The organism is Rhizobium sp. T1470, from assembly GCF_042140505.1.
Classification (GTDB): Bacteria; Pseudomonadota; Alphaproteobacteria; order Rhizobiales; family Rhizobiaceae; genus Rhizobium; species Rhizobium favelukesii.
Genome location: NZ_CP148091.1, coordinates 3,999,187 through 4,022,114 on the forward strand (window position 1 = coordinate 3,999,187; position 22,928 = coordinate 4,022,114).

Annotated in this window: 21 protein-coding genes, 1 tRNA gene and 2 pseudogenes; 17 read left to right on the forward strand and 7 right to left on the reverse strand. The window is 61.3% G+C overall.

What is annotated here, in order from left to right; all coding sequences use genetic code 11:
* Positions 1–26: 26 nt before the first annotated feature.
* Positions 27–1,442 (forward strand): lipopolysaccharide biosynthesis protein, encoded by a 1,416-nt coding sequence (locus WGT02_RS20035; RefSeq protein ID WP_208250552.1) that lies wholly within the window; start codon positions 27–29, stop codon positions 1,440–1,442.
* A gap of 1 nt (position 1,443) precedes the next feature.
* Positions 1,444–2,733 (forward strand): GNAT family N-acetyltransferase, encoded by a 1,290-nt coding sequence (locus WGT02_RS20040; RefSeq protein WP_024317017.1) that lies wholly within the window; start codon positions 1,444–1,446, stop codon positions 2,731–2,733.
* A 15-nt stretch (positions 2,734–2,748) separates the two neighbouring features.
* Here the strand turns inward: WGT02_RS20040 and WGT02_RS20045 are convergent, their stop codons facing one another.
* A complete protein-coding gene (locus tag WGT02_RS20045; protein WP_208249602.1) occupies positions 2,749–4,377 on the reverse strand; it encodes an AMP-binding protein in 1,629 nt (542 codons plus the stop codon).
* 183 nt (positions 4,378–4,560) lie between these two features.
* Here WGT02_RS20045 and WGT02_RS20050 point away from each other — a divergent pair, with 183 nt between their 5' ends.
* On the forward strand, positions 4,561–5,541 hold the full coding sequence (locus WGT02_RS20050; protein ID WP_208249600.1) for an aldo/keto reductase: 981 nt from the start codon (positions 4,561–4,563) through the stop codon (positions 5,539–5,541).
* 71 nt (positions 5,542–5,612) lie between these two features.
* Positions 5,613–6,406 (forward strand): annotated as a pseudogene (locus tag WGT02_RS20055) (methyltransferase domain-containing protein).
* Here the strand turns inward: WGT02_RS20055 and WGT02_RS20060 are convergent.
* On the reverse strand, positions 6,403–6,987 hold the full coding sequence (locus WGT02_RS20060) for a TetR/AcrR family transcriptional regulator (RefSeq protein WP_208249597.1): 585 nt from the start codon (positions 6,985–6,987) through the stop codon (positions 6,403–6,405). The pseudogene WGT02_RS20055 and the gene WGT02_RS20060 overlap by 4 nt on opposite strands.
* 124 nt (positions 6,988–7,111) lie before the next feature.
* Here WGT02_RS20060 and WGT02_RS20065 point away from each other — a divergent pair, with 124 nt between their 5' ends.
* Positions 7,112–8,410 carry an MFS transporter gene (locus tag WGT02_RS20065; protein ID WP_024317013.1) on the forward strand — a complete coding sequence of 433 codons (1,299 nt, stop codon included), beginning with the start codon at positions 7,112–7,114 and terminating at the stop codon, positions 8,408–8,410.
* 120 nt (positions 8,411–8,530) lie between these two features.
* Positions 8,531–8,615, forward strand: a tRNA-Leu gene (locus WGT02_RS20070).
* 67 nt (positions 8,616–8,682) lie between these two features.
* Here WGT02_RS20070 and WGT02_RS20075 read toward each other — a convergent pair.
* Positions 8,683–9,813 carry a glycosyltransferase family 39 protein gene (locus tag WGT02_RS20075; RefSeq protein WP_208249596.1) on the reverse strand — a complete coding sequence of 377 codons (1,131 nt, stop codon included), beginning with the start codon at positions 9,811–9,813 and terminating at the stop codon, positions 8,683–8,685.
* A gap of 278 nt (positions 9,814–10,091) precedes the next feature.
* On the opposite strand from WGT02_RS20075, the gene WGT02_RS20080 reads away from it, so the two are divergent.
* The 3 genes from WGT02_RS20080 (at position 10,092) to WGT02_RS20090 (ending at position 13,094) form a co-directional block, all read left to right on the forward strand.
* A complete protein-coding gene (locus tag WGT02_RS20080) occupies positions 10,092–11,840 on the forward strand; it encodes a cation:proton antiporter (protein WP_024317011.1) in 1,749 nt (582 codons plus the stop codon).
* A gap of 122 nt (positions 11,841–11,962) precedes the next feature.
* On the forward strand, positions 11,963–12,559 hold the full coding sequence (locus tag WGT02_RS20085) for a YqaA family protein (protein ID WP_024317010.1): 597 nt from the start codon (positions 11,963–11,965) through the stop codon (positions 12,557–12,559).
* A 22-nt stretch (positions 12,560–12,581) separates the two neighbouring features.
* Positions 12,582–13,094, forward strand: coding sequence for a disulfide bond formation protein B (locus tag WGT02_RS20090; protein WP_024317009.1), 513 nt, complete (start codon positions 12,582–12,584; stop codon positions 13,092–13,094).
* Between the two features lie 21 nt (positions 13,095–13,115).
* Here WGT02_RS20090 and WGT02_RS20095 read toward each other — a convergent pair whose 3' ends face one another.
* Both WGT02_RS20095 and WGT02_RS20100 read right to left on the reverse strand, forming a co-directional pair.
* Positions 13,116–13,673 carry an HNH endonuclease gene (locus WGT02_RS20095; RefSeq protein WP_024317008.1) on the reverse strand — a complete coding sequence of 186 codons (558 nt, stop codon included), beginning with the start codon at positions 13,671–13,673 and terminating at the stop codon, positions 13,116–13,118.
* 111 nt (positions 13,674–13,784) lie between these two features.
* Positions 13,785–14,470 (reverse strand): annotated as a pseudogene (locus WGT02_RS20100) (DNA-3-methyladenine glycosylase family protein).
* Here WGT02_RS20100 and gluQRS point away from each other — a divergent pair.
* Positions 14,469–15,350, forward strand: a complete 882-nt coding sequence (gluQRS, locus tag WGT02_RS20105; protein WP_208249595.1) for a tRNA glutamyl-Q(34) synthetase GluQRS — start codon at positions 14,469–14,471, stop codon at positions 15,348–15,350. The pseudogene WGT02_RS20100 and the gene gluQRS sit on opposite strands and share 2 nt — an antisense overlap.
* Here the strand turns inward: gluQRS and WGT02_RS20110 are convergent.
* Positions 15,315–16,229, reverse strand: a complete 915-nt coding sequence (locus WGT02_RS20110; RefSeq protein ID WP_024317005.1) for a YihY/virulence factor BrkB family protein — start codon at positions 16,227–16,229, stop codon at positions 15,315–15,317. The two genes, gluQRS and WGT02_RS20110, sit on opposite strands and share 36 nt — an antisense overlap.
* A gap of 77 nt (positions 16,230–16,306) precedes the next feature.
* Between WGT02_RS20110 and WGT02_RS20115 the strand changes: the two genes are divergently transcribed.
* The 7 genes from WGT02_RS20115 to WGT02_RS20145 all read left to right on the forward strand — a co-directional run bounded on the left by WGT02_RS20115 (position 16,307) and on the right by WGT02_RS20145 (position 21,727).
* The gene (locus WGT02_RS20115) at positions 16,307–17,140 is read left to right on the forward strand and encodes an SDR family oxidoreductase (RefSeq protein ID WP_024317004.1); all 834 of its coding nucleotides are present in this window, start codon (positions 16,307–16,309) and stop codon (positions 17,138–17,140) included.
* A gap of 20 nt (positions 17,141–17,160) precedes the next feature.
* Entirely contained in the window at positions 17,161–17,364 is a 204-nt protein-coding gene (locus tag WGT02_RS20120; RefSeq protein WP_007790735.1) for a twin transmembrane helix small protein, read from the forward strand.
* Between the two features lie 25 nt (positions 17,365–17,389).
* A complete protein-coding gene (locus tag WGT02_RS20125; RefSeq protein ID WP_024317003.1) occupies positions 17,390–17,968 on the forward strand; it encodes a cob(I)yrinic acid a,c-diamide adenosyltransferase in 579 nt (192 codons plus the stop codon).
* A 41-nt stretch (positions 17,969–18,009) separates the two neighbouring features.
* Positions 18,010–18,798: a rhomboid family intramembrane serine protease gene (locus WGT02_RS20130; RefSeq protein ID WP_024317002.1), complete on the forward strand. Its 789-nt coding sequence runs from the start codon at positions 18,010–18,012 to the stop codon at positions 18,796–18,798.
* 171 nt (positions 18,799–18,969) lie between these two features.
* On the forward strand, positions 18,970–19,731 hold the full coding sequence (locus tag WGT02_RS20135) for an electron transfer flavoprotein subunit beta/FixA family protein (protein WP_208249594.1): 762 nt from the start codon (positions 18,970–18,972) through the stop codon (positions 19,729–19,731).
* Between the two features lie 24 nt (positions 19,732–19,755).
* Positions 19,756–20,697: an electron transfer flavoprotein subunit alpha/FixB family protein gene (locus WGT02_RS20140; RefSeq protein ID WP_208249593.1), complete on the forward strand. Its 942-nt coding sequence runs from the start codon at positions 19,756–19,758 to the stop codon at positions 20,695–20,697.
* Positions 20,698–20,845: 148 nt separating this feature from the next.
* Entirely contained in the window at positions 20,846–21,727 is an 882-nt protein-coding gene (locus WGT02_RS20145; protein WP_024316210.1) for a 3-hydroxybutyryl-CoA dehydrogenase, read from the forward strand.
* A 219-nt stretch (positions 21,728–21,946) separates the two neighbouring features.
* Here WGT02_RS20145 and nrdF read toward each other — a convergent pair whose 3' ends face one another.
* Positions 21,947–22,921 (reverse strand): class 1b ribonucleoside-diphosphate reductase subunit beta, encoded by a 975-nt coding sequence (gene nrdF / locus WGT02_RS20150; protein ID WP_208249592.1) that lies wholly within the window; start codon positions 22,919–22,921, stop codon positions 21,947–21,949.
* Positions 22,922–22,928: the final 7 nt, after the last annotated feature.

Consider the following 22,928-nt stretch of genomic DNA (forward strand, 5'->3'; position numbering starts at 1 on the left):
TGCCGGAAGAGTTTTGCGTGTTTGTGATGGCGGTCATTGAGACGGCGGAAAAGATGCTGCCTGCGGGTCTACGCCCGGCGGGGGGCCGTATGCTGCGCACGCTGGCTGCCTCCCTGACCGCACGCGGCGAGAAGGCAGCCGCCCAGCGCATGGCGCTGACCGCCTTCTTTATCCGCATTGTCAGCGCCGCCCTCGCCCTTCTGTCGCAGATTGTTCTGGCGCGCCTGATGGGCGAATACGAGTACGGGATCTTCGTATTCGTCTGGGTGCTGATCGTCCTCTTCGGCGATCTTTCCTGCCTCGGCTTCCACACCGCCATCGTCCGCTTCCTGCCGCAATACAGGGCAGCAGGCGCTCTTGAGAAGATCCGCGGGCTGACGGGCACCGCCCGCATCTTTGGATTGCTCTCCGGCACTGCCGCTCTCGCCATCGGCATGATCGCCCTGCATGTTTTCAGCGACAGGATCGAGAACTATTACGTCATTCCGATCTTCCTCGGTCTCATTGCCATGCCGATGATCGCCCTCGGCGATATTCTGGAAGGCACGTCGCGCGCCAACCACTGGCCGGTCATGGCGCTGAGCCCCGCCTATATCGTCCGGCCGGTTCTCATCATCCTCTTCATGCTGACTGCGATCGGCCTCGGCGCGCCGCACACGGCGGTGACCGCCATGCAGGCCGCGCTTGCCGCCACCTATGTCACCGCCGTTGGGCAGTATGTCGCAACGCTCCTGCGGTTGCGCCGCCATTACCAGGAAGGTCCGCGCGAGGTCGATTTTCTCGGTTGGCTCGGTGTTGCCTTCCCGATCTTCCTTATCGAGGGCGTCAGCTTCCTCCTGACCAATTCCGACGTCGTCGTGGTCGGCATCTTCCTCGAACCGCACGACGTCGCCATCTACTTTGCCGCCGCCAAGACGATGGCGCTCGTTCACTTCATCAATTTTTCGGTGAAGGCGGCATCCGGTCCGCGCTTCTCAAGCCTCATCGCCGAGGGGACACGCCAGCAGCTCGCTGTTGCTGCGATCGACGCCGCCAGGTGGACCTTCTGGCCTGCGCTCGCCATCGGGCTTGCCGTTCTCGCCGCCGGTCACTTGCTGCTTTCCCTGTTTGGCGGCGCTTTCACGGCCGGCTATCTCGTCATGGTGATCCTGCTGGCGGGCATTCTCGCCAAGGCGCTGGTCGGACCGGCGGAAACACTGCTGATGATGGCCGGCAAGCAGAACATCTGCGTTTTGCTCTATGCCGGAGCGCTTTTCGCGAATATCAGCCTCAACGTGCTCCTCATTCCCGGACTGGGCATCAAGGGCGCCGCCATCGCCACGGCCTCGGCCATGGGCGTTGAAGCCATCCTCCTGCATGTTGCCGTCCGACGCGCACTTGGCATCGCGCTCTTCGCATTTGCCACGCCTCCCGCGGCCAAGACAGATATGGAAGTCCGATAGAATGGTGCGTAATCCAACAGCTACCGAAACGACCGATCTCACGACGAACCGCATGGTTCACGAACTTGCCGCTCTCGATTTCGAGACGCCGCAGGCAGAGGCGCGCGTCGCGGTTGGCCGTCCCGGGCGCGAGCTCTGCGTCTATTCCGGGAAGCTGGGCTACGAGCTGCAGGAAGAGCTCGACTTCCTGTCCAATCGCGCCATGGAGCCCAATGTCTTCTTCACGGCACGATTCCTGGCGCCCGCCATGCCGCGGCTAGACGACAGGCAAGTTAACTTTGTCCTGTTGCGTGACCAGAGCGGAACCCGCAGCCGGATGCGCTTCCTGTTACCGTTTTCCGTGGAAAAGCCGGGCTTCGCGGTTGGCCCCTCGATCGTGCGTGTCTGGTCGAACAGCTTCGCACCACTTGGCACGCCACTGATCGATGCCGAGGATGCAGGCGAGACGCTGGACAATCTCTTTGACGGCCTGACCCATCGCGATCTGCGCTTGCCACCGATCCTGGTGCTGCCGGATGTCAGGCTGAACGGCATCTTTGCGCGCATGGCAAGGGCAGTCGCCATCAGCCGCAACCTGCCTATCACCATAGCGAATCCCTATCAGCGGGCCATGCTGCAGAGCGACGAGGACGCTGCCACTTATCTGCGCAAAGCGATTTCTTCATCGCATATGCGCGAGATGCGCAGGCAATGGCGTCTGCTCGAGGAGCAGGGCACAGTGGTCTACAGCGTCGCCCGCCAGCCCCGTGACATCCACATGCGCTTCGAGGAATTCCTCGCGCTTGAAGCAGGCGGCTGGAAGGGCAAAAAGCGCAGCGCCCTGGTGACCGACCGCTATCACACCGCCTTTGCCCGCGAGGCCGTTTCCAATCTCGCCGCAGTCGATGCCGTGCGTATCCACACGATCGATCTCAACGGCAAGGCGATCGCGTCGATGGTGGTCTTGATGATGGGCAGCGAGGCCTATACTTGGAAGACGGCCTACGACGAAGCCTATGCGCGCTATTCGCCAGGCAAGCTGCTGATGGGCGAGTTAACGGAATGGCACCTTGACGACGCCAACATCGTGCGCTCCGATTCCTGCGCTATTCCGGATCACCCGATGATCAACCGTTTCTGGCAGGAACGGGAGGACATGGGTACCATGGTGATCGGGCTTCACCAGAACGGCGACCGCGACGTTCGCCAGGTGGCCGCCCAGCTTCACATGTACAGCAGCACCCGCAACGTTGCGAAGATGCTGCGGCAGAAGATCATGTCGCTTGCCCGGCGCGGGAAGTCCCCTCAGTAGTCACGCCAAACGGTCTCAGCCGGCGCTGGCGCGCTCGCGAAGTATGCGGCGGATCACCTTGCCTGTCGTCGTCAACGGCAGTTCCGAGACGAATTCCACCTCGCGCGGATATTCGTGCATGGAGAGCCGCATCTTTACCCATTCGCTGATATCGGAGGCCAATCGATCGCTTGGCTCGTACCCCGGCGCCAGTACGACATAGGCCTTGACGATCTCGGTACGCACAGGATCGAGCTTGCCGACGGCGGCGGCAAGCTGCACGGCGGGATGGCCGATCAGACAATCCTCGATTTCCGCCGGCCCGATGCGATAGCCTGAGGAGGTGATGACGTCGTCATCCCGCCCGAAGAAGGTGACGTAGCCCTCCGTATCCTGGCGCCCGATATCGCCCGTCAGCAGCCAGTCGCCGGCAAACTTCCGCTCTGTCGCCGCCGCGTCGTTCCAATAGCCGAGAAACATCACCGGATCCGGCCGACGGATGGCGATCTGCCCGGTTTCGCCAACCGGCAACTCTTCACCCGTTTCGCTGACAATCGCGACGCGATGTCCGGGCACCGGCCGACCGATCGCGCCGGGACGGCTGACACCGATTGCGGCGTTCGACGAGAGCACGAAATTGCACTCCGTCTGGCCATAGAACTCGTTGACGGTAATGCCGAGCGTCCGCTTGACCCATTCCTGTGTTTCCGCGCCGAGCGACTCACCGGCCGAGCCTATCGTGCGCAGCACGAGGTCGTACTTCGAGCGTGGATCAGGCACCGACTTCAGGAGCCGTAATGCCGTCGGCGGGATGAAGCCGTTGCGCACCCTCATCTCAGCCATAATGCGATAGGCCGTGTCGGCATCGAACTTCTGCGCCGGCGACGAAACGACGGGGACGCCGAGCAGCAGGCTGGGCAGGAGCGCATTCAGCAAGCCGCCGGCCCGCGCCCAGTCGGATGGCGTCCAGACCTTGTCTCCCGGCTGCGGGAAGCTCTCATGGGCGAATTGCATCCCCGGTATGTGCCCGGCCAGCACCTGGTGGCCGTGCAGGGCTCCCTTCGGCGGACCTGTCGTTCCCGACGTGAAGATCATCAATGCCGGATCATGTGGCGCGGTCTTCGCGACCTCGAAGATTGGCGGATGGCCTCCCACCAGCGCCGCGAAGGATCGTGCGCCGGGCCCATCGCCGTCAACGCTGATGACCTCTGCCAAATCAGGCAGCCGTTCCCGGATCTGGCTGATGCGCTCGAGCCCGAATGCATTGGTGACAACGGTGGAAGCACCCGCCGTCCGCAGCCGGTACTCCAAGGCTTCGACGCCGAAGAGCAACGCCAGCGGCAGCGCGATCGCGCCCATCTTGTAGATCGCCACATGCGCGACGACCGTCTCGAAGGACTGCGGCAGGAGCAGCGCGACCCGATCGCCCTTCTTCAACCCCAGCGACACCAGCGCATTGGCGAGCGATGACGATCGATCCGCCAGCTCCCGGTAGGTCATGGAAAGGTGATTGCCATCAGGGCTGAAATGCTCGAGGCAGACACGCTCCGGCGCCCGCTCGGCCCAGTCGTCGCTGACCACACGGCCGATATTGAAATCCTGCGGTTCGTCCCACGCAAAATCGCGGTAAAGGTCTTCGTAGCGATCGCGCTGTGGCAGTCTCATCGGCGGAAATCCAGTCAAATGCTGCAGCAGCTAACACCGGGAACCCGGCCTACGCAAGCGCAAGACCTGCCGGACTCCTTTGGATCGGTCACAAAACTTTTGTGTGAGTGCCCGACACTTTCGCGCTTGGCGCGCTAGATCAAAGGACGCGCTGGGTAGCGGTTCGATGTTTGGAGCAATTTCATGGACTACATCAAATTTGGCGGTACCGGGCTGGAAGTGTCGAAAATCTGCCTGGGCTGCATGACCTTCGGTGAGCCTGGCCGCGGCAACCACAGCTGGACGCTCGGCGAGGAAGACAGCCGCGCGCTGATCAGGCAGGCGCTCGACCTCGGCATCAACTTTTTCGACACCGCCAACACCTACTCCGATGGTTCCTCGGAGGAAATTGTCGGGCGGGCGATAAGGGACTTTTCCAAGCGGGACGACATCGTGCTCGCGACCAAAGTCTTCAACCGCATGCGTCCCGGTCCGAACGGCGCCGGCCTCTCGCGCAAGGCGATCTTCGACGAGATCGACAACAGCTTGCGTCGCCTCGGCACCGACTATGTTGACCTCTATCAGATCCACCGTTTCGACTATACGACGCCGATCGAGGAAACGCTGGAAGCGCTGCATGACGTCGTGAAGGCAGGCAAGGCGCGCTATATCGGCGCTTCCTCCATGTATGCCTGGCAGTTCGCCAAGATGCTCTACACCTCGCGCGCCAATGGCTGGACGCCCTTCGTCAGCATGCAGGATCATCTGAACCTGCTCTATCGCGAAGAGGAGCGCGAAATGCTGCCCTTCTGCCAGGATCAGAAGATCGCGGTGATCCCCTGGAGCCCTCTCGCCCGTGGCCGGCTGACGCGCGCCTGGGATGAGAAGACCGTGCGCAGCGAAACGGATGAATTCGGCAAGACGCTCTACAAGCAGGCGGAAGACGCCGACCGCGCCATCATCGGCATCGTGGGCACGCTGGCTGAGAAGCATGGCGTCTCCCGCGCCCAGATCGCCACGGCCTGGATCCTGCAGAAAGGCGCGGTGACGGCGCCGATCATCGGCGCGTCGAAGGCCAATCAGCTGGCAGACGCGGTTGCCGCCTTGTCTGTCAAGCTGACGCCGGAGGATGTTGTGGCCATGGAGGAACCCTACGTTCCCCACCGGGTCGAAGGTTTCAAATAACGAGGTCATTTTTGAGAACACCGGTCGCCTGCGTCGAGCCGGCGACCGGCATTCCGTTCAAGGATATCGCCATGACGACCATTCCATTCGAGGCGCGTCGCTTTCAATCCACGGCCGCCTACTACGCCCGCTATCGCGTTCCCTATCCCGATCGGCTCATCGAGCGGATCGCGGAACAGACGGGCCTTTCCGCCGGCGAGCGCGTGCTCGACCTCGGTTGCGGCCCGGGACAGCTCGGCATTGCCATTGCCCGACTGACCAAGGCCGCGGTGATCGGCCTCGATCCCGAGCCGGAAATGCTGGAGGCCGCTGAGGCCGATGCCGCCGCTGCCGGTGTCGACATCGCCTTCGTCAGAGGCTCGTCCTACGATCTCGATTCGCGCTTCTCGCCGCTCAAGATGTCGGTCATGGGGCGTTCGTTTCACTGGATGGACCGCTCGGCGACGCTGAAAGCTCTCGACGAGATCACCGTCGCCGACGGCTGCGTCGCGTTTTCGGCGATCGCCATATCTCCTCGACACCGGACTGGCGGCAGGCGGTCAACACGCTGGCCGAAACCTTTGCGCCGGAGCGCAATGCCGATCGCGAACGTCGGAAGCGGCCGGATTGGATAGAGCACGAAAGCATCCTGCTTCGCTCCCCCTTCAATGATCTGGAACGAATCTCCGTTGTCCGGGAACGCAGGCTCGGCCTCGACGATATCGTCGGCCGGGCCTTCTCGACCTCGGTGACATCGCCACAGGCGCTCGGCGAAAGGGTTCCGGCCTTTGAGGCCGAACTTCGCGGCACCCTCCTCAAGCTTTCGCCTGAGGGTGTGTTCTCGGAGGTGGTGGAGATCGGCGGCCTGATCGCACGTCGCAGCTAACCGTCAGCCCTCTTCGCGGAAGAAAGCGCATCGCGCGTCGTATAGAGGAAGTTGTCGGAGAGTTCGCGGCTTTCGACGGCGCGCGCCAGGACGACGGCGCCCATCATCGCCGAAAGTGTCGCAAAACCCCGCACGCGCCGCTCTTCAGAAGTCTCGCCGGGAACGATCTCGGACAGAATGTCGACGAGCATTGAAAGCCCATCGTTGAAGGCTTCGCGCACTGCCCCGCGGCTTCGGCTGACTTCCTGGGCAAGCGAAGCAAAGACGCAACTGCCGCCCGGATCATCGACGCTACAACGCGATAAATAGTGATTGAGCAGCGCATCAAGCGGCCGCTCCGGCGCTGAGGCGATGATCGCATTCCAGCGGATTTTCACCTTCTCGATCAAGGCGCAGCTCACTTCCAGCGCCAGCTCTTCCTTAGATTCGAAATGACCGTAGAATCCGCCATGCGTCATCCCGGCCGCCTTCATGATGTCGGCGACGCCGATGCCGTCGAAACCTTTTTCGCGAAACAGCACGCCAGCAACCGTCAGGATCTTCTCGCGATTCTCGGCAAATTTCTCTCGGCTGACCCGCATTCGGTTCTCCGCAATTAGCAGCTTGACAATTTATATGACGTCCATCATCAATACGCAACAATTATGATGAGCATCATCTAAAAGCTTCCGATAGTCTCCGACAACTCAAGACGGAACGGCCCCCATGGTATCGACTGCACTTGCCTCATCGCTGGCGCGACGCAACATCCACTATGGATGGGTGGTCGTCGCAGCAACCTTCCTCACCATGCTGGTGACCGCCGGCGCGATGGGCGCGCCCGGCGTCCTCATCAAGCCGCTTCAGGACGAGTTCGGCTGGGAGACCTCGCAGATATCCTCTGCACTCGCCGTCCGGCTCATTCTGTTCGGCCTGATGGGACCGTTTTCCGCCGCCTTCATGAACTATTTCGGCGTCCGCAAGGTCATCGTCTTCGCCATGGCCCTGATCGGCAGCGGGTTCGTCGGCTCGCTCTTCATGACCCAGCTCTGGCAGCTGCTCCTGCTCTGGGGCGTCGTCGTCGGCTTCGGCACCGGGCTGACCGCAATGGTGCTCGCCGCGACCGTATCCGCCCGCTGGTTCACCAAGCATCGCGGCCTCGTGGTCGGCATGCTGTCGGCGAGCTCGGCGACCGGGCAGTTGGTCTTCTTGCCGCTGATGGCCGAATTGACGGAACGCTACGGCTGGCGCGCCACGGTCTTTCTGGTCTGCGGCATGATCATGTTCGCCGCCCTCATCGTGCTGGCCTTCATGCGCGACCGCCCTTCCGACCTCGACCTGCCGGCCTTCGGCGAAGAACACATTACCCCGCCGCCGCCGGCGCAGTCCGGCCTGCTGGCAATGCTCGCGACCCCGATCACGGTTCTCAAGGAAATCTCCCGCACCTCGACCTTCTGGATCCTGTTCGCCACCTTCTTCATCTGCGGCCTCAGCACCAACGGTCTGATCCAGACGCATTTCGTCACGCTTTGCGGTGATTTCGGCATCATGCCGGTGGCTGCCGCGAGCGTGCTTGCCGTCATGGGCATCTTCGATTTCTTCGGCACGATCGGCTCCGGCTGGCTCTCCGACCGCTTCGACAATCGCTGGCTGCTCTTCTGGTACTATGGTCTGCGTGGCCTCTCGCTGCTGTTCCTGCCCTTCAGCGACTTCAGCTTCTACGGCCTGTCGATCTTCGCCGTATTCTATGGCCTCGACTGGATCGCCACCGTGCCGCCAACCGTCAAGATCGCCGCCGACCGCTTCGGACGCGAAAAGGCCGGCATCGTCTTCGGCTGGGTCTTCGCCGGCCATCAGCTGGGAGCGGCAACCGCCGCCTATGGCGCCGGCTGGTCGCGCACGGAACTGCAGAGCTATCTGCCTGCCTTCTTCATCGCCGGCGCCTTCTGCCTGCTCGCCTCGATCCTCGCGATCACGCTGAAGAAGTCGGGCCTCCATCAGCCCGCCGCCGCTGGCGCGCACTGACGCCGTTTCCGGCCGCAGCTCGCAGGCCGGAAACTCCAACAAATCAAGCCGAGAACTTCGCCCGCCGTCTTGCGCGCGCGGGCGAACGCATGCTAGACAGCCGCCTCGTCGGTATCCGTTGCCCCATTGGCGGAATTGGTAGACGCGCTCGACTCAAAATCGAGTTTCGAAAGAAGTGCTGGTTCGACCCCGGCATGGGGCACCACCGACAACAATCCCTGATCTGATCGCGTTTCACTCCTTCGGCCGGAGCACCGCGTCACATGGCGCCCTCAGTGGAAACTCGCAGCGAAAACGACGCCCAGGAAAACGAAGATCAGCGCCCCGACGAGCACGGTAAGCTTCCCGATTGCGCCGGCGACGTGAACACCTGCCGCATCGACCTTGAACGCCAGATAGAGCGGGAAAGCCACGAAGAAGATCGAGATCCACTTCGGACGCATCAACGTGGCATCGACGGCGAGCATGATGACGAAGACCAGAATCATGCTGATGACAAGCATTCGGCCGATCACGCGTGTCCATTCGCTGGTCGCGGCGAAGATCGTGCGGATATGACCACGATAGACGACGGCAAAGACAGCGAGCGTTAATGCGGAGCATTTGACAATCGATGCCAGCAACTGCCAGGCAGCCCTCAGTTGGCTGGGAGCCTCGTTGCTCGTTGCAGCCCGCATCTTCGTCAGCGTGTCGCCAGTTGCCGTATCGAGATGGGAAACGACCCAATAGACATGCGGACCAGCAACGACGAGACCAACCGCAATGGTCACCGCCAGCCGCCAGGTGAGAACCAATCGCCGCAGTCCAGGTTCGAGCAGGAGCGCAATAACCGTCGCGACGGGAATGATCGCAAAATTGTACTTTGCAAGGAATCCCATGCCGGCAGCCGCACCGAGAAGCGCGTAGTTGCCGACCGATGGCCGTTCCGCCATCCGCGCCAGCACGTACAGGAAGAATGCAACGGCGGCGAAGGCGCCAACGCTATGGGTCAAATCCCGCTGGGAGAGCAGAAAGATCGCGGGCAGGCTGAGCAGGCCGAGGACGGAGATCCAAGCAGTGTCGCGCCCCCTCGCCACTTTGCGGGCCGCCAAACCGAGAAAGATGCAACTCACCAGCAGCGTGGCATTTTTCAGGAAGGCGAGTGTGTCGACCGACACGCCGAAGACCTTGCCAAAACAGTAGAACAGCCAGTTGTAGAGCGGCGGCTGATCGCCGTATCCCAGCTGCAACGCATGCGAGAACGCAACTTGTTGTGCCTCGTCGGACGCCAGATCACCACCACGCAAGAGCCTAAGAATGAAGCTGGCGGTGAAGTATGTTGCCACCAGAAGTATCGGCAGGAGTGTGCTTAGCCGCGTAGCACGCCGGGCAGAAACATATGAACCATCAGCAGTATCAGTCAATTCGGCCCCATATGCATTCGGCTTGGACGGATATTCAGTGACGGAAATATGCAATTCCTCTGATCGACTGTATAGCGGTTCACCTGCAATTTCGGGGACTTACCAGCGCTGTTCCGAAGAAGAGTGTTGCTCCAACGCAACGCTTGTGCATCCGATCCCTGGCAGCATTGCCGCCGCAATCTCGCCCTACCCATCAATTGGCCGGGCGCTGCAAATCAACTGTTTAATTTCTCGGGCGTTTCGGCCAAACTGCGCCCGCCAAGAGGGAAAGTGCACGCGTGCATCAGGAAGTATCGCTTATTGCCACAGTTGCCGTGAGTTTCGTCTGCGCGGCGATACTCGGCTATATCGCCGATCGAGTGCGTCTGCCGCCGCTTGTCGGATACTTGTTGGCCGGTATTGCCATGGGGCCGATGACGCCCGGCTTCGTCGCCGACGCCGGGCTTGCCAGTCAATTGGCAGAGATGGGCGTCATCCTGCTGATGTTCGGCGTTGGCTTGCATTTTTCCACCGCCGATCTGCTTGCCGTGCGCGGGATCGCCGTGCCGGGCGCGATCGCCCGGATCGTTGTCGTCACGTTGCTCGGTGTCGGGCTCGTCAGATGGTGGGGCTGGGGCCTGGGTGCGGGGATCGTCTTCGGCCTCAGCCTGTCGGTAGCAAGCACGGTTGTGCTGTTGAAGGCCTTGGAGGAGCGGAACCTGCTCAACTCGGCCAGCGGCCGTGTGGCGGTTGGCTGGCTGATCGTCGAAGACCTTGCCACGGTTCTAGCATTGGTACTTTTGCCGGCCGTTGCCGAATTGCTCGGCGGCCATGCCGCCAGCGGTATTGCACAAGGCGCCGGGCTTCCGCTTCCCGTGACGATAGCGCTGACACTTCTGAAATTTGGCGCTTTTGCGGTCATGGCGATCTTTCTCGGACCAAAGATCGTCCCTTGGCTCCTGACGCTGGTCGCTAGAACCGGTTCACGCGAACTCTTCACGTTGACGGTCCTCGCCATAGCGCTTGGCATCGCATTCGGCTCCGCGCAAATCTTCGGCGTCTCGTTCGCGCTCGGCGCCTTTTTCGCCGGCGTGGTAATGAGCGAATCCAACCTCAGCCATCGGGCCGCTGCCGATTCGCTGCCGCTTCAAAATGCCTTTTCAGTGCTATTCTTCGTCTCTGTCGGCATGCTGTTTGATCCTTCGATTCTGGTGCGCCAGCCGATGGCCGTGATCAGCGCACTGGCGTTGATTATCGTCGGCAAGACCATCATCTCCTTCCTCATCGTAGTCATGCTTCGCTATCCGATCGGAATGGCGCTGACCGTATCAGGCGGACTGGCGCAGATCGGCGAATTCTCGTTCATTCTTGCCAGTCTCGGCGTTTCCCTCGGATTGCTGCCGAATGATGGGCAGGATATCATCCTCGCGTCCGCGATCATTTCGATCACGCTCAATCCGCTCGTCTGCATGGGCGCCGAAGCGCTACACACCCAGGTGCACGGCAGATGGCCGGCCCTCAGCAATCACTTCGGCCGCCGCCGGCATGAGGCACTCGGCCGCGAACTTGAAAAGATCCGGGCGATCAACGAAGCCCGCGAGCGCAAGCATCAGCTCGAGATGCAAGAGCTTATCGAAACCTTTCCACTGTTTGCCAACGTGGACGAAGATTCGCAGGAGGAATTGCTGCTCCTCTTCCAGCCGAAATCTGCCTTGCCGGGCGAGCGTGTGATGCGCAAGGGCGACCGAGGCGATGGCATGTACTTCCTGTCGTCAGGCGCGGTGGAAGTGCAGCTGCCGGGTGAGCCGATCCGACTGGACCCTGGCGCATTCTTCGGCGAGATGGCGCTGCTCAGTGGCGGACGCCGCACAGCAGACGTCGTCGCCGTGGATTTCTGCCAATTCTTTGTGCTGGAAAGGCGCGATTTCAACATGTTCACGGCAAAGCATCCGGTTTTGCGTCAGGCCGTCAGCGAAATGGCACGCGAACGAACCGAAATGAACGTCATGCGGCAGAAGCGCGATCAGCCCTCCAGCGTCGACTCCTGAGCTCAGCGCCTCAGTTTGATCACGAAGTTTTTTTGGCACGTCACCCTACGAAGGACACAGCAAGCATTTACAGCCGCACCGACGCCCCATAAAGCTCATGCGCTCGAAGCGAAAGGATTGGAATGCTCCGCAGACTCTACGACTGGACCATGTCTCTCGCAGCCCGGAAATCGGCCGAAGTCTGGCTCGCCGTTATCGCCTTCGTCGAAAGCTCTGTCTTTCTGGTTCCTGCCGACGTTCTCTATCTGCCGATGGCGCTCGCAAAACCGGAACGCGCCTATCGCTATGCGCTGATCGCGACCGTCGCCTCCGTTCTTGGCGGCATCGCCGGTTGGGCGCTCGGCTACTATGCCTATGACGCGATCGCCCGTCCGGTTCTGGAATTCTACGGAAAGCTCGATGCCTTCGAGCAGCTCCGGATTTATATCCACGACGAGTGGGAAATCCTGCTGTTGCTGCTGGTGACCTCGGGCTTGGCGCATCTGCCGCCGATCAAGGTCGTGACGATCCTCGCCGGCGTCATTCACATGAATCTCGGCTTCTTCGTCCTTTCGGCGATCGTGGCACGGGGCGCACGCTTCTTCTTCCTCGCGTGGCTGCTGCGCCGTTACGGCGAGCCGATCCGCCACTTCATCGAAAAGCGTCTTGGGCAGGTTGCGGGTGTTATTGCCGCCGTCGCCATCGCTCTCGGGATTGCTTATAAACTACTTGCCCACTGAGCCATTTGCGCGGAGTCCGTCCATGCCTGCTTCGTTTTCCCTTGTTCGCCCGGTCGTCGGCTACTCGATGGTGCTCGCACTTGGCATGGCGGTGGTGGTCGGCGCCGCGCTCGGCTTTCAATATCTTGGTGGGTACATCCCCTGTGCGCTCTGCCTGCTGCAGCGCCAGCCCTATTACTACGGGATTCCGATCGCGATCCTTGGCGCGATCGCTTCGGCAGTCGGTCTTCCCAGCTGGATCGGCCGCGCATTCTTGCTCGCCGCCGGCATCCTGATGATCGTCGGCGCTGGTATGGGTGTCTACCACGCCGGTGTCGAGTGGCAGTTCTGGCAAGGGCCGGCAACCTGCTCCACGACGGCAGGCAGCATGACGCAGAACGCCGGCGACCTATTGGGCGAGCTGAATAGCATCAAGGGTCCGTCCTGCACCGACGCCGCGCTGCGCATCCTCGGCCTGTCCTTCGCGGGCTGGAACGTGATCGCAAGCCTCATCCTAGCGGCCTTCGCCTTCATCGGCGTCCGCAAAACGGCCTGAGGCCGACGGATGGGAGACTGATCAGGGCTGCAGTTCGCTATCCCAGTAAAGATAGTCGAGCCAGCTGTCGTGCAGATAGTTCGGCGGGAAAAGCCGGCCGTTATTGTGCAGGTCCTGCACCGTGGGCTGGTACGGCTTCTGATGCGGGAACATGCCAGCCTGTTTCGGCAGCTTGCTGCCTTTTCTCAGATTGCAGGGAGAGCAGGCCGCAACGACGTTCTGCCATGTAGTCTCGCCGCCATGAGCGCGCGGAATGACATGGTCGAAGGTCAGGTCGTCGTGCTCTCCGCAATACTGGCATTCGAACTTGTCGCGCAGAAACACGTTGAAACGGGTAAAGGCCGGATTGCGGGAAGGTTGAACATAGGTCTTGAGGCAGACGACGCTCGGAAGCCGCATCGAAAAGCTCGGCGAAGACACCGAATGTTCGTATTCTGCAATGATATTCACACGGTCGAGAAACACCGCCTTGATCGCGTCCTGCCAGGACCAAAGCGACAAGGGGTAATAACTCAGGGGCCTGTAGTCAGCGTTCAGGACGAGCGCCGGCAGGGCCTGTGGGGAAACTGCAATCGTCAAGGGACTCTCCTGATCGATTCGGCATCTGCCCTCTTATATTAGGCCGGTTGTGACGGCATTGTGAAGTCTAATAAATTCCGGCATCAATGCCGCGATGCAAAGCGCCGTCGCTCAGTCGATCGGCAACATGCCGCGACCGAGCTTGATGGCATAGTAGGCCCAGAAAAGCCTTGCCGCGACCGACCGCCATGGCGACCACGCACGGGCCAACGACGCAAGCTCGCGGGCAGCCGGGCGGGAGTCGAGACCGAATGCCGCAGCCACCGCGTTCTGCAGGGCGACGTCGCCGGAAGGAAAGACGTCCGCGTGGCCGCCGCAAAACATCAAGTGACCTCGGCGGTCCAGGGACCTATTCCCTTGAGAGCCGTAAGCTTAGCCAGCCCTTCGTTGGGCGGCAAAGCAGAGAGCGCAAGGAGATCGAGGCGCCCAGAAGCAACCGCGTCGGCAATGCGCGACAGCGTTTGCGCCTTGGCGCGCGAGAGGCCGAACTCCCGCCACGCGTCGGGATGGAGGAGCACGTAGTTGTCCGCCGTCAGCACGCCTTCGACCGGTCGCATCCGTCTCCAGATCGCTTCGGCGCTGGCTCGCGACACCATTTGCGAGACGATGACGTGCGCGAGACCCTCGAAACCCGGTTCGCGCAACCGCAAAGGGAGGGGGCCGGCCTCGGCCGCAATGGCTGCAAGCCGCGGATCAAGGCGAAGCAGGTTCCCCAGCCCCTCCCTCACATCATCATCGCTGCGAATGATCAACACGCTTCCTCGCGATCCTATCGAATCCGTGGCAGAAGAAAGCATGACCGCGAATCCTCGTCAAAAGCCTGTCTTTCGTTTTGCGCCGAGCCCCAATGGCCCGCTTCATCTTGGCCACGCATTGTCGGCCCTTCTGAACCGAGACATGGCGATATCGGAAGAAGGACGCTTCCTGCTGCGTATAGAAGACATCGACCTGACACGCTGTACACCCGAATTCGAGGCAGGGATTTATGCCGACCTCGAATGGCTCGCCATAGACTGGGAACGACCGGTGCGGCGGCAATCGGAGCATTTCGAGGAATACCAGGCGGCACTTGACAGCTTGATTGCCGAAGGGCTCGCCTACCCATCGTTCATGACCCGGGGCGAGATCAAAACGCGGGTCGGCATCGTCGAAGCAGATGGCGGGCCTTGGCCGAGGGACCCTGACGGCTCGCCGCTCTATCCACCGGATGATCGCAAGCGCTCCGATTTCGACCGGCAGCAACTGCTCACATCAGGCCTGAAACACGCCTGGCGGCTCGACATGACGAAGGCCATGCAGGCCGTGGGCGAGCACCTTTCCTGGGAGGAAACGGGAGATGGCAACCGTGGCCGGATACCTACAGATCCTGGCGCCTGGGGAGACGTCGTTCTGTCGCGATCGGATGCGCCGTCGAGCTACCATCTCTCGGTCGTCCTGGATGATGCTCTGCAAGGCGTCACCCACGTGGTTCGCGGGCTCGATCTCTTTCCTTCGACCTCGGTGCATCGATTGCTGCAGGCACTGCTTGGCCTGCCCGCGCCGGTCTATCACCACCATCGTCTGATCACCGATGAAGACGGGCGCAAGCTTTCGAAAAGCCGAAGCGACACCGGGCTTGCCGAGCTTCGCGAACGCGGCCTGTCACCGGCTGAGATCCGCCGCCTTGTCGGGCTTTGACGTCTTGTCCTGACCGCCGCCCAAAAAGTTGTTCTTGAAGATTGCACGCACGCGAAACTTCAGGAGGGCAGCATTGAGCTCCGCGCCAATGATGAAGATCACGCTGACCATATAGAGAAAGATCAGAACGATCATCACCGACGCCAGACCCGCATAAGTCGCGGTGTAGTTGGCGAAGGTCGCGAGATAGTAGGCGAAGATCAAGGCCCCCGCCAACCAGAGCAGCAACGTCACCAGCACGCCCGGCACGACGTCGAACACGCGGCGTCGCCCCGCCGGCAGCCATAGATGCACGACGAAGAGGCCGACGGTCAGCATGAACAGTGTGCCGTAGACGCGCCAGCTGAAGACGACCTCAAGGGTATCGGCAAAGAGCGGAAACCACTGACGCGCATAATCGAGGGCAAGCGGCACGGCGACAAGCAGGATGCTGACAGCCGCAAAGATAATCACGGCGATCAGGACATAGCCAAGGCTTGCAAGGCGGGTGAGATACCACGGCCGCGTTTCCTGGACACGGTAGGCACGGTTGAGCGAAATTCGCAGTGCTTCGACCCCGTTCGAGGCGAAGTAGGCCGCCGCCAGCACGGACACGGTCAGCAAGCCGCCACGCGGCACCGTCAGAACTTGGATGACCTGATCCACGAGCGGCTTGGCGATTGCCTCCGGCCAGGTATCGAAGATCAGATGGATCGCCCTGTCCGAGAACTGGTCGGCGCCCAGGAAGGTCGCGAGCGTCGTCCCGAAGATGAGAAACGGAAAGACTGCAAGAAGGGTGGACAATGCGACATGGCTCGCCATCGCGAAGCCGTCGTCTTCAATAAGGTGGCAGATAGCGTCGTAGACCACATCATAGAAGATGCGCATTATCTTCGGCATTCCGTTTCCCGGCTTTCGTCGTTGTGTCGCCCGTTCGAATATGGGAAACCACTCCCATTTTGTACAGGAATCATTCCATGTCGGATCAGCGCACTATCATCGTGACCGGATGCTCTTCCGGGATCGGCGCACACTGCGCCCGCGCGCTGAAGGCCGACGGCTGGCGGGTCTTTGCCACAGTGCGTAAATTCGATGATCTGGCACCGCTGGAAGCCGACGGCATCGAGGCCTTCCGCATGGACTATACGCGCGGCGACACGATTTCGGATCTCGTGCGCGACGTGACGGCGCTGACCGGCGGGCGTATCGACGCGTTGTTTAACAACGGCGCCTACGGGCAGCCCGGCGCCGTCGAGGACCTTCCGACCGACGCCCTGCGCGCTCAGTTCGAAACGAATGTCTTCGGCTGGCACGAATTGACGCGCCAGGTCGTGCCACTGATGCGCAAGCGTGGCCAGGGCCGGATCGTCCAGTGCTCATCGATCCTCGGCGTCGTGCCGTACCGGTTCCGCGGCGCCTATACCGCTTCCAAATTCGCTCTCGAGGGCCTCAGTATCAGCCTTCGCATGGAGCTGCAGGGCAGCGGAATTCATGTGAGCTTGATCGAACCCGGGCCGATTGCCTCCCGCTTCACGGCAAACGCGCTCGCAAAAATCAACGAACATATCGACGTGAAGAACTCGGTGCATGCGGCAGATTACCGCCGTCAGCTTGCACGCCTTGACGGCTCGGGCCGTCCCAATCGACATAAGCTCGGTCCGGATGCCGTCTATGCCGTGTTGAAGCACGCATTGAACTCGAACAATCCGAAACCACATTACCCCGTAACCACGCCGGCAAAGCAGGGTATGGTGCTGAAAAGGCTGCTGCCCGCCGACCTTTTCTACCGCCTGATGCGCTTGGTGGACTAATCAAGAAAGCCAGAGCCAGCATGTCCACGGTCACCTACATCCTCGCGATCATCGTCATGGGCATCGTCGCCCTGGTGCTGATTCGTGGCCTCTTCAACATGATGAAGGGCGGCAATCCGAACCTTTCCAACAAGCTGATGCAGCTGCGCGTACTGCTGCAGGCGATCGCCGTGCTCCTGATCATGCTGACGCTCTGGCTGACCGGTGGCGGCCGCCCTAGCTAAGGCGGAAGGAGAGAGGGGGATAGACATGGTAAGGCTCAACAAAATCTATACGAAGACAGGTGACGACGGCACGACCGCGCTTGTTTCAGGGCCGCGTCGACTGAAATACGATCTGCGCGTCGAGGCCTACGGCACCATCGACGAGGCCAACTCCGCCATCGGCGTCGCGCGGCTTCATATGCAGGGCATGCCCGTCCTGGAGAGAATGCTGACGTCGATCCAGAATGACCTCTTCGACCTTGGTGCGGACCTTGCAACGCCGGATTATGGCAAGCCACCGGCACAAGAACCGCTGCGCATAGTCGATAGCCAAGTCGCCCGCATCGAGAGCGACATCGACGAGTTGAACGCGGACCTGCAGCCTTTGAAGTCCTTTGTGCTGCCGGGCGGGCACTCGGCTGCTGCTCATCTTCATCTCGCCCGCACGATCGCACGCCGCGCGGAGCGGCTGATGGTCGAGCTTGCCCGGACAGATGGCGAGGTCGTCAGCGACGCCGCATTGAAATACGTCAACCGCGTTTCGGACTTCCTTTTCGTCGCCGCCCGCCACGCCAATGACCGTGGCCACGCGGATGTGCTTTGGGTTCCAGGAAAAAACAGGTAGGCTGCCCCGACTATGTGACGCGAACGCCGGGGGCAGGCTTCATGTTCATACCGCTGCACGATGCCAATACGCTGAAGCATATCAAGGTCCAGTGGGTGACGATGGCGCTGATCGCGCTGAATGTCGCGGTTTGGCTGTTCACCGGTGTCGTCGCCAGCCCTTCTGCGTCGCAGGCGACGATCGTTGGCTTGGGCTATATTCCGGCGGTCGCCTTTCACCATGCGACGCTGGAGCCGGCGCTGGCCTTCACGCCGGAACCGCTGACCTACATCACCTATTCGTTCGTGCATTCCGGCTTATGGCACCTCGCGTCGAACATGCTCTTCCTTTGGGTGTTCGGCGACAATGTCGAGGACGCGATGGGGCATGTTCGCTTCCTTGCCTTCTATCTGCTCTGCGCAACCGCCGGTGCGCTCTTCCACGGCCTGGTGGGGACGACATCGGAAGCGCCGCTTGTGGGCGCCTCCGGCGCGATATCAGGCGTGGTCACGGCTTACGTCGTGCTGCATCCGCGTGTGAAGGTCTGGGTCCTGGTGCTGATGCGCGTGCCCCTGCCATTGCCGGCCTTCGTTCCGCTCCTTCTCTGGATCGGCCAACAATTCGTGATGCTGCTAATCGAACCCGATGGCAGTATTTCCTGGGGAGCGCATGTCGGCGGCATCGTCGCCGGCGGCCTGCTGGTCCTTGTGATGCGCCGCCGCGGCGTCCCTCTCTTTGATCGAGAAGTCGTCACACCGAAGGCCGTCAGGGACCGGCCCATCCCCAACCCGACCATGGTCGTGGCGCCCGGCCAGCAGTTGCGCCCGCGCCTTCCCTGGGGCAAGCAATAGTTCCAATATTGACGTGAACGTAAACGTAATATATTCACGGGATCAATTTGCCTGTCTGCGTCATGGAAGCGTTGTGTTTGGAGGAAAAACGCGTATCCATGTCGCCATTCGACAATCGGAGCAGCGCCGAAACGCGCATCTTCTTGGCGAAAGAGTTGAAGGAAGGACCCCATGAAAATTCTCGTCCCCGTGAAGCGGGTGGTTGACTACAACGTGAAGATCCGCGTGAAGCCGGATGGCACAGGCGTCGAGCTTTCGAACGTGAAGATGTCGATGAACCCGTTCGACGAGATCTCGGTCGAGGAGGCGCTGCGGCTGAGGGAAGCCGGCAAGGCCGACGAAGTGATCGTCGTGTCGATCGGTCCTGCCAAGGCCGAGGAAACGCTGCGCACCGCGCTTGCCATGGGTGCTGACCGCGCCATCCTCGTCGAGACCGACGAGACGCTAGAGCCGCTTGCGGTTGCCAAGATCCTCAAGGGCGTCGTCGATGCCGAGCAGCCGGGCCTCATCATCACAGGCAAGCAGGCAATCGATGACGACTCGAACCAGACCGGCCAGATGCTGGCGGCCCTGCTCGGCACGGCGCAGGCGACGTTTGCCTCGAAGATCGAGATCGAAGTCCCTGGTCCTGGGGGCAAGGCTCAGGTGACCCGCGAAGTCGATGGCGGCCTGCAGACGATCGAGATCAAGCTGCCGGCCGTCGTCACCACGGATCTGCGTCTGAACGAGCCGCGCTACGCCTCGCTGCCGAACATCATGAAGGCGAAGAAGAAGCCGCTCGACAAGAAGGCTCCTGCAGATTTCGGCGTCTCCACCGAACCGCGCCTCAAGGTGTTGAAGACCGAGGAGCCGTCCGGCCGCAAGGCCGGCGTCAAGGTCAAGTCGGTCGCCGAGCTGGTCGAAAAGCTTAAAGTCGAAGCAGGCGTCCTCTAGGGTTCGAGAAAGGAAGATATATCCATGGCCATTCTTCTTCTGGCTGATCACGACGGCAACCACCTTTCCGACCAGACCGCCAAGACGCTGACGGCGGCATCGAAGATTGCCAAGGAACAGGCAAGCGACGTGCACGTGCTGGTCGCCGGCGCCGGCGCCAAGGCAGCAGCCGAGCAGGCAGCCAAGCTCTCCGGCGTTGCCAAGGTGCTGGTTGCCGAGGATGCAAGCCTTGCCAACAATCTGGCCGAGCCGCTGGCGGCGCTGATCGTCCAGCTTTCCGGCAGCTACGACACGATCATCGCCGCCGCCACCTCGACCGGCAAGAACGTCATGCCGCGCGTGGCCGCCCTCCTCGACGTCGCCCAGGTCTCCGAGATCATCGAGGTGGTCTCGGCCGATACCTTCAAGCGGCCGATCTATGCCGGTAATGCCATCCAGACGGTACAGGCGACCGACGCCAGGCGCGTCATCACCGTGCGCACCGCCTCGTTTGCTGCAGCGGCCGAAGGCGGTTCCGCCCCGGTCGAAACCATTGCGGCCGCCGCCAACCCGGGTCTGTCGACCTTTGTCAAGGACGCGCTGTCGGCCTCCGACCGTCCGGAACTGACCTCGGCGAAGATCATCATCTCCGGTGGCCGGGCGCTCGGCTCTGCCGAAAAGTTCAGGGAGGTCATCCTGCCGGTCGCCGACAAGCTCGGTGCCGCCGTCGGCGCCTCGCGCGCTGCCGTCGATGCCGGTTATGCCCCGAACGACTGGCAGGTCGGCCAGACCGGCAAGGTCGTGGCACCTGATCTCTACATCGCCTGCGGCATCTCGGGCGCCATCCAGCACCTCGCCGGCATGAAGGATTCGAAGGTCATCGTCGCCATCAACAAGGACGAAGAGGCCCCGATCTTCCAGGTTGCCGACTACGGTCTCGTCGCCGATCTGTTCGAGGCCCTGCCGGAATTGCAGAAGGCGCTTTGAACCGAGCGGATGCCTTCATTCCGCACTTGCGAATGACTGGAAAATTATCTTTTTAAGGGCTACTACTTCTGCCGGGCGATCATTTGCCCGGCAGTTTTGTTAGAAAAATGCGGCAGCGCAGGGGCGTATGCCGAGCGGGGGTTTGGAGATGAATGCGGTGTTGAAGACGATTGGTATCATCGGCGCGGGCCAGATGGGTTGCGGCATCGCACAGGTTTCGGCAGATGCGGGCTATAAGGTCCAGCTCTACGATGTCTCCGACGAACGCGTCCAGCATGGTCTCGCCACCATCAACGGCAACCTCGCCCGCCATGTGACGAGCGGCAAGATGACGGATGACGAGCGCTCCGCCACCCTCGCCCTGATTTCCGGCTCCTCCGACATCAACGATCTCGCCGCTTCGGATCTCGTGATCGAAGCTGCGACCGAAGACGAAAGCGTCAAGCGAAAGATTTACGCCCAGGTCTGTCCAGTCCTGAAGCCGGAAGCGATCCTCGCCACCAACACGTCCTCGCTGTCGATCACCCGGCTCGCTTCCGCCACCGACCGCCCCGAGCACTTCATGGGCATCCATTTCATGAACCCGGTGCCGGTAATGAAGCTGGTCGAGCTGGTGCGCGGCATCGCCACGGAAGAGGGCACCTTCGCCACCGCCAAGGAATTCGTGGCCTCGCTGGAAAAAACCGTGACGGTCGCCGAGGATTTCCCGGCCTTCATCGTCAACCGCATCCTGCTACCGATGATCAACGAAGCGATCTACACCCTCTACGAGGGCGTCGGCACCGTCGATGCGATCGACACCGCCATGAAGCTCGGCGCCAACCATCCGATGGGGCCGCTGCAGCTGGCCGATTTCATCGGTCTCGACACCTGCCTGTCGATCATGCAGGTGTTGCACGACGGCTTGGCCGACTCCAAGTACCGCCCCTGCCCGCTGCTGGTGAAATATGTCGAGGCCGGCTGGCTCGGCCGCAAGTCCGGCCGCGGCTTCTACGACTATCGCGGCGAAACGCCGGTCCCGACCCGCTAAAGCGCGAGGCGATCCCTCCGAATCGCTTTCAGATTCGCTTGTCGCGCTTTCGTTTTTGCCTTTAGACCTGCCAGGAGGGTTTGTAGCCTTCTCCTTTTCCGAGCCGGAACCGGGGATCTGGTCGTCCGGCCGCAGCCAGCGCACCAGTCCGCGCTTTTCCTCCTCGCCCGCTGCCCGAGCGGAAAATCGAGACAGGAATTTTTCCAGTGATAGCCCCGCCTAAAAGTCCCAGTCCTCATCTTCGGTCGAGACAGCCTTGCCGATGACATAGGAGGATCCTGATCCGGAGAAGAAGTCGTGGTTCTCGTCGGCGTTTGGCGACAGCGCCGACAGGATCGCCGGATTGACCTTGCAGGCTTCCGGCGGGAAGAGCGCCTCGTAGCCGAGGTTCATCAGCGCCTTGTTGGCGTTGTAGTGCAGAAACTTCTTGACGTCCTCGGTGAGCCCGACGCCATCGTAGAGCGCCTCGGTATATTTCGCCTCGTTGTCGTAGAGTTCGAGCAGCAGTTCGAACGCAAAGTCCTTGATCTGCTGCTGACGCGCCTCGGACAGCCGCTCCAGACCGCGCTGGAACTTGTAGCCGATATAGTGGCCGTGGACCGCCTCGTCGCGGATGATGAGGCGGATCATATCAGCCGTGTTGGTGAGCTTGGCGCGGCTCGACCAGTACATCGGCAGATAGAAGCCGGAATAGAACAGGAAACTTTCGAGAAAGACGCTGGCAACCTTCCTCTTCAGTGGGTCGTTGGAGGCGTATTCCTTCATGATCAGCTCTGACTTCTTCTGCAGGAACGCGTTCTCTTCCGACCAGCGATAGGCGTCGTCGACATCAGGCGTCAGGCAAAGCGTCGAGAAGATCGACGAGTACGAGCGTGCGTGGACTGCCTCCATGAAGGAGATGTTGGAGAGTACCGCTTCCTCATGCGGCGTCGCGGCATCGGCCATCAACTTCACCGAGCCGACGCCGTTCTGGATCGTGTCGAGAAGCGTCAGGCCGGTGAAAACCCGGATGGTGAGCTGCTGCTCGTCGGGCTTCAACGTTGCCCAGGACGGAATGTCGTTCGACAACGGCACCTTTTCCGGCAGCCAGAAGTTTCCGGTGAGGCGGTTCCAGACTTCGAGGTCCTTGTCGTCCTCGACACGGTTCCAGTTGATGGCGCGCACGCGACTTGCGGGCTTGATTTGGATGTTCATTGGACGT

Excerpts from the sequence above, each read along its gene's own strand:
- WGT02_RS20035 (WP_208250552.1), top strand. The coding sequence starts at position 27 with ATGGCGGTCATTGAGACGGCGGAAAAGATGCTGCCTGCGGGTCTACGC.
- WGT02_RS20040 (WP_024317017.1), top strand. The coding sequence starts at position 1,444 with ATGGTGCGTAATCCAACAGCTACCGAAACGACCGATCTCACGACGAAC.
- WGT02_RS20045 (WP_208249602.1), bottom strand. The coding sequence starts at position 4,377 with ATGAGACTGCCACAGCGCGATCGCTACGAAGACCTTTACCGCGATTTT.
- WGT02_RS20050 (WP_208249600.1), top strand. The coding sequence starts at position 4,561 with ATGGACTACATCAAATTTGGCGGTACCGGGCTGGAAGTGTCGAAAATC.
- WGT02_RS20060 (WP_208249597.1), bottom strand. The coding sequence starts at position 6,987 with ATGCGGGTCAGCCGAGAGAAATTTGCCGAGAATCGCGAGAAGATCCTG.
- WGT02_RS20065 (WP_024317013.1), top strand. The coding sequence starts at position 7,112 with ATGGTATCGACTGCACTTGCCTCATCGCTGGCGCGACGCAACATCCAC.
- WGT02_RS20085 (WP_024317010.1), top strand. The coding sequence starts at position 11,963 with ATGCTCCGCAGACTCTACGACTGGACCATGTCTCTCGCAGCCCGGAAA.
- WGT02_RS20090 (WP_024317009.1), top strand. The coding sequence starts at position 12,582 with ATGCCTGCTTCGTTTTCCCTTGTTCGCCCGGTCGTCGGCTACTCGATG.
- gluQRS (WP_208249595.1), top strand. The coding sequence starts at position 14,469 with ATGACCGCGAATCCTCGTCAAAAGCCTGTCTTTCGTTTTGCGCCGAGC.
- WGT02_RS20110 (WP_024317005.1), bottom strand. The coding sequence starts at position 16,229 with ATGCCGAAGATAATGCGCATCTTCTATGATGTGGTCTACGACGCTATC.
- WGT02_RS20115 (WP_024317004.1), top strand. The coding sequence starts at position 16,307 with ATGTCGGATCAGCGCACTATCATCGTGACCGGATGCTCTTCCGGGATC.
- WGT02_RS20120 (WP_007790735.1), top strand. The coding sequence starts at position 17,161 with ATGTCCACGGTCACCTACATCCTCGCGATCATCGTCATGGGCATCGTC.
- WGT02_RS20125 (WP_024317003.1), top strand. The coding sequence starts at position 17,390 with ATGGTAAGGCTCAACAAAATCTATACGAAGACAGGTGACGACGGCACG.
- WGT02_RS20130 (WP_024317002.1), top strand. The coding sequence starts at position 18,010 with ATGTTCATACCGCTGCACGATGCCAATACGCTGAAGCATATCAAGGTC.
- WGT02_RS20135 (WP_208249594.1), top strand. The coding sequence starts at position 18,970 with ATGAAAATTCTCGTCCCCGTGAAGCGGGTGGTTGACTACAACGTGAAG.
- WGT02_RS20140 (WP_208249593.1), top strand. The coding sequence starts at position 19,756 with ATGGCCATTCTTCTTCTGGCTGATCACGACGGCAACCACCTTTCCGAC.
- WGT02_RS20145 (WP_024316210.1), top strand. The coding sequence starts at position 20,846 with ATGAATGCGGTGTTGAAGACGATTGGTATCATCGGCGCGGGCCAGATG.
- nrdF (WP_208249592.1), bottom strand. The coding sequence starts at position 22,921 with ATGAACATCCAAATCAAGCCCGCAAGTCGCGTGCGCGCCATCAACTGG.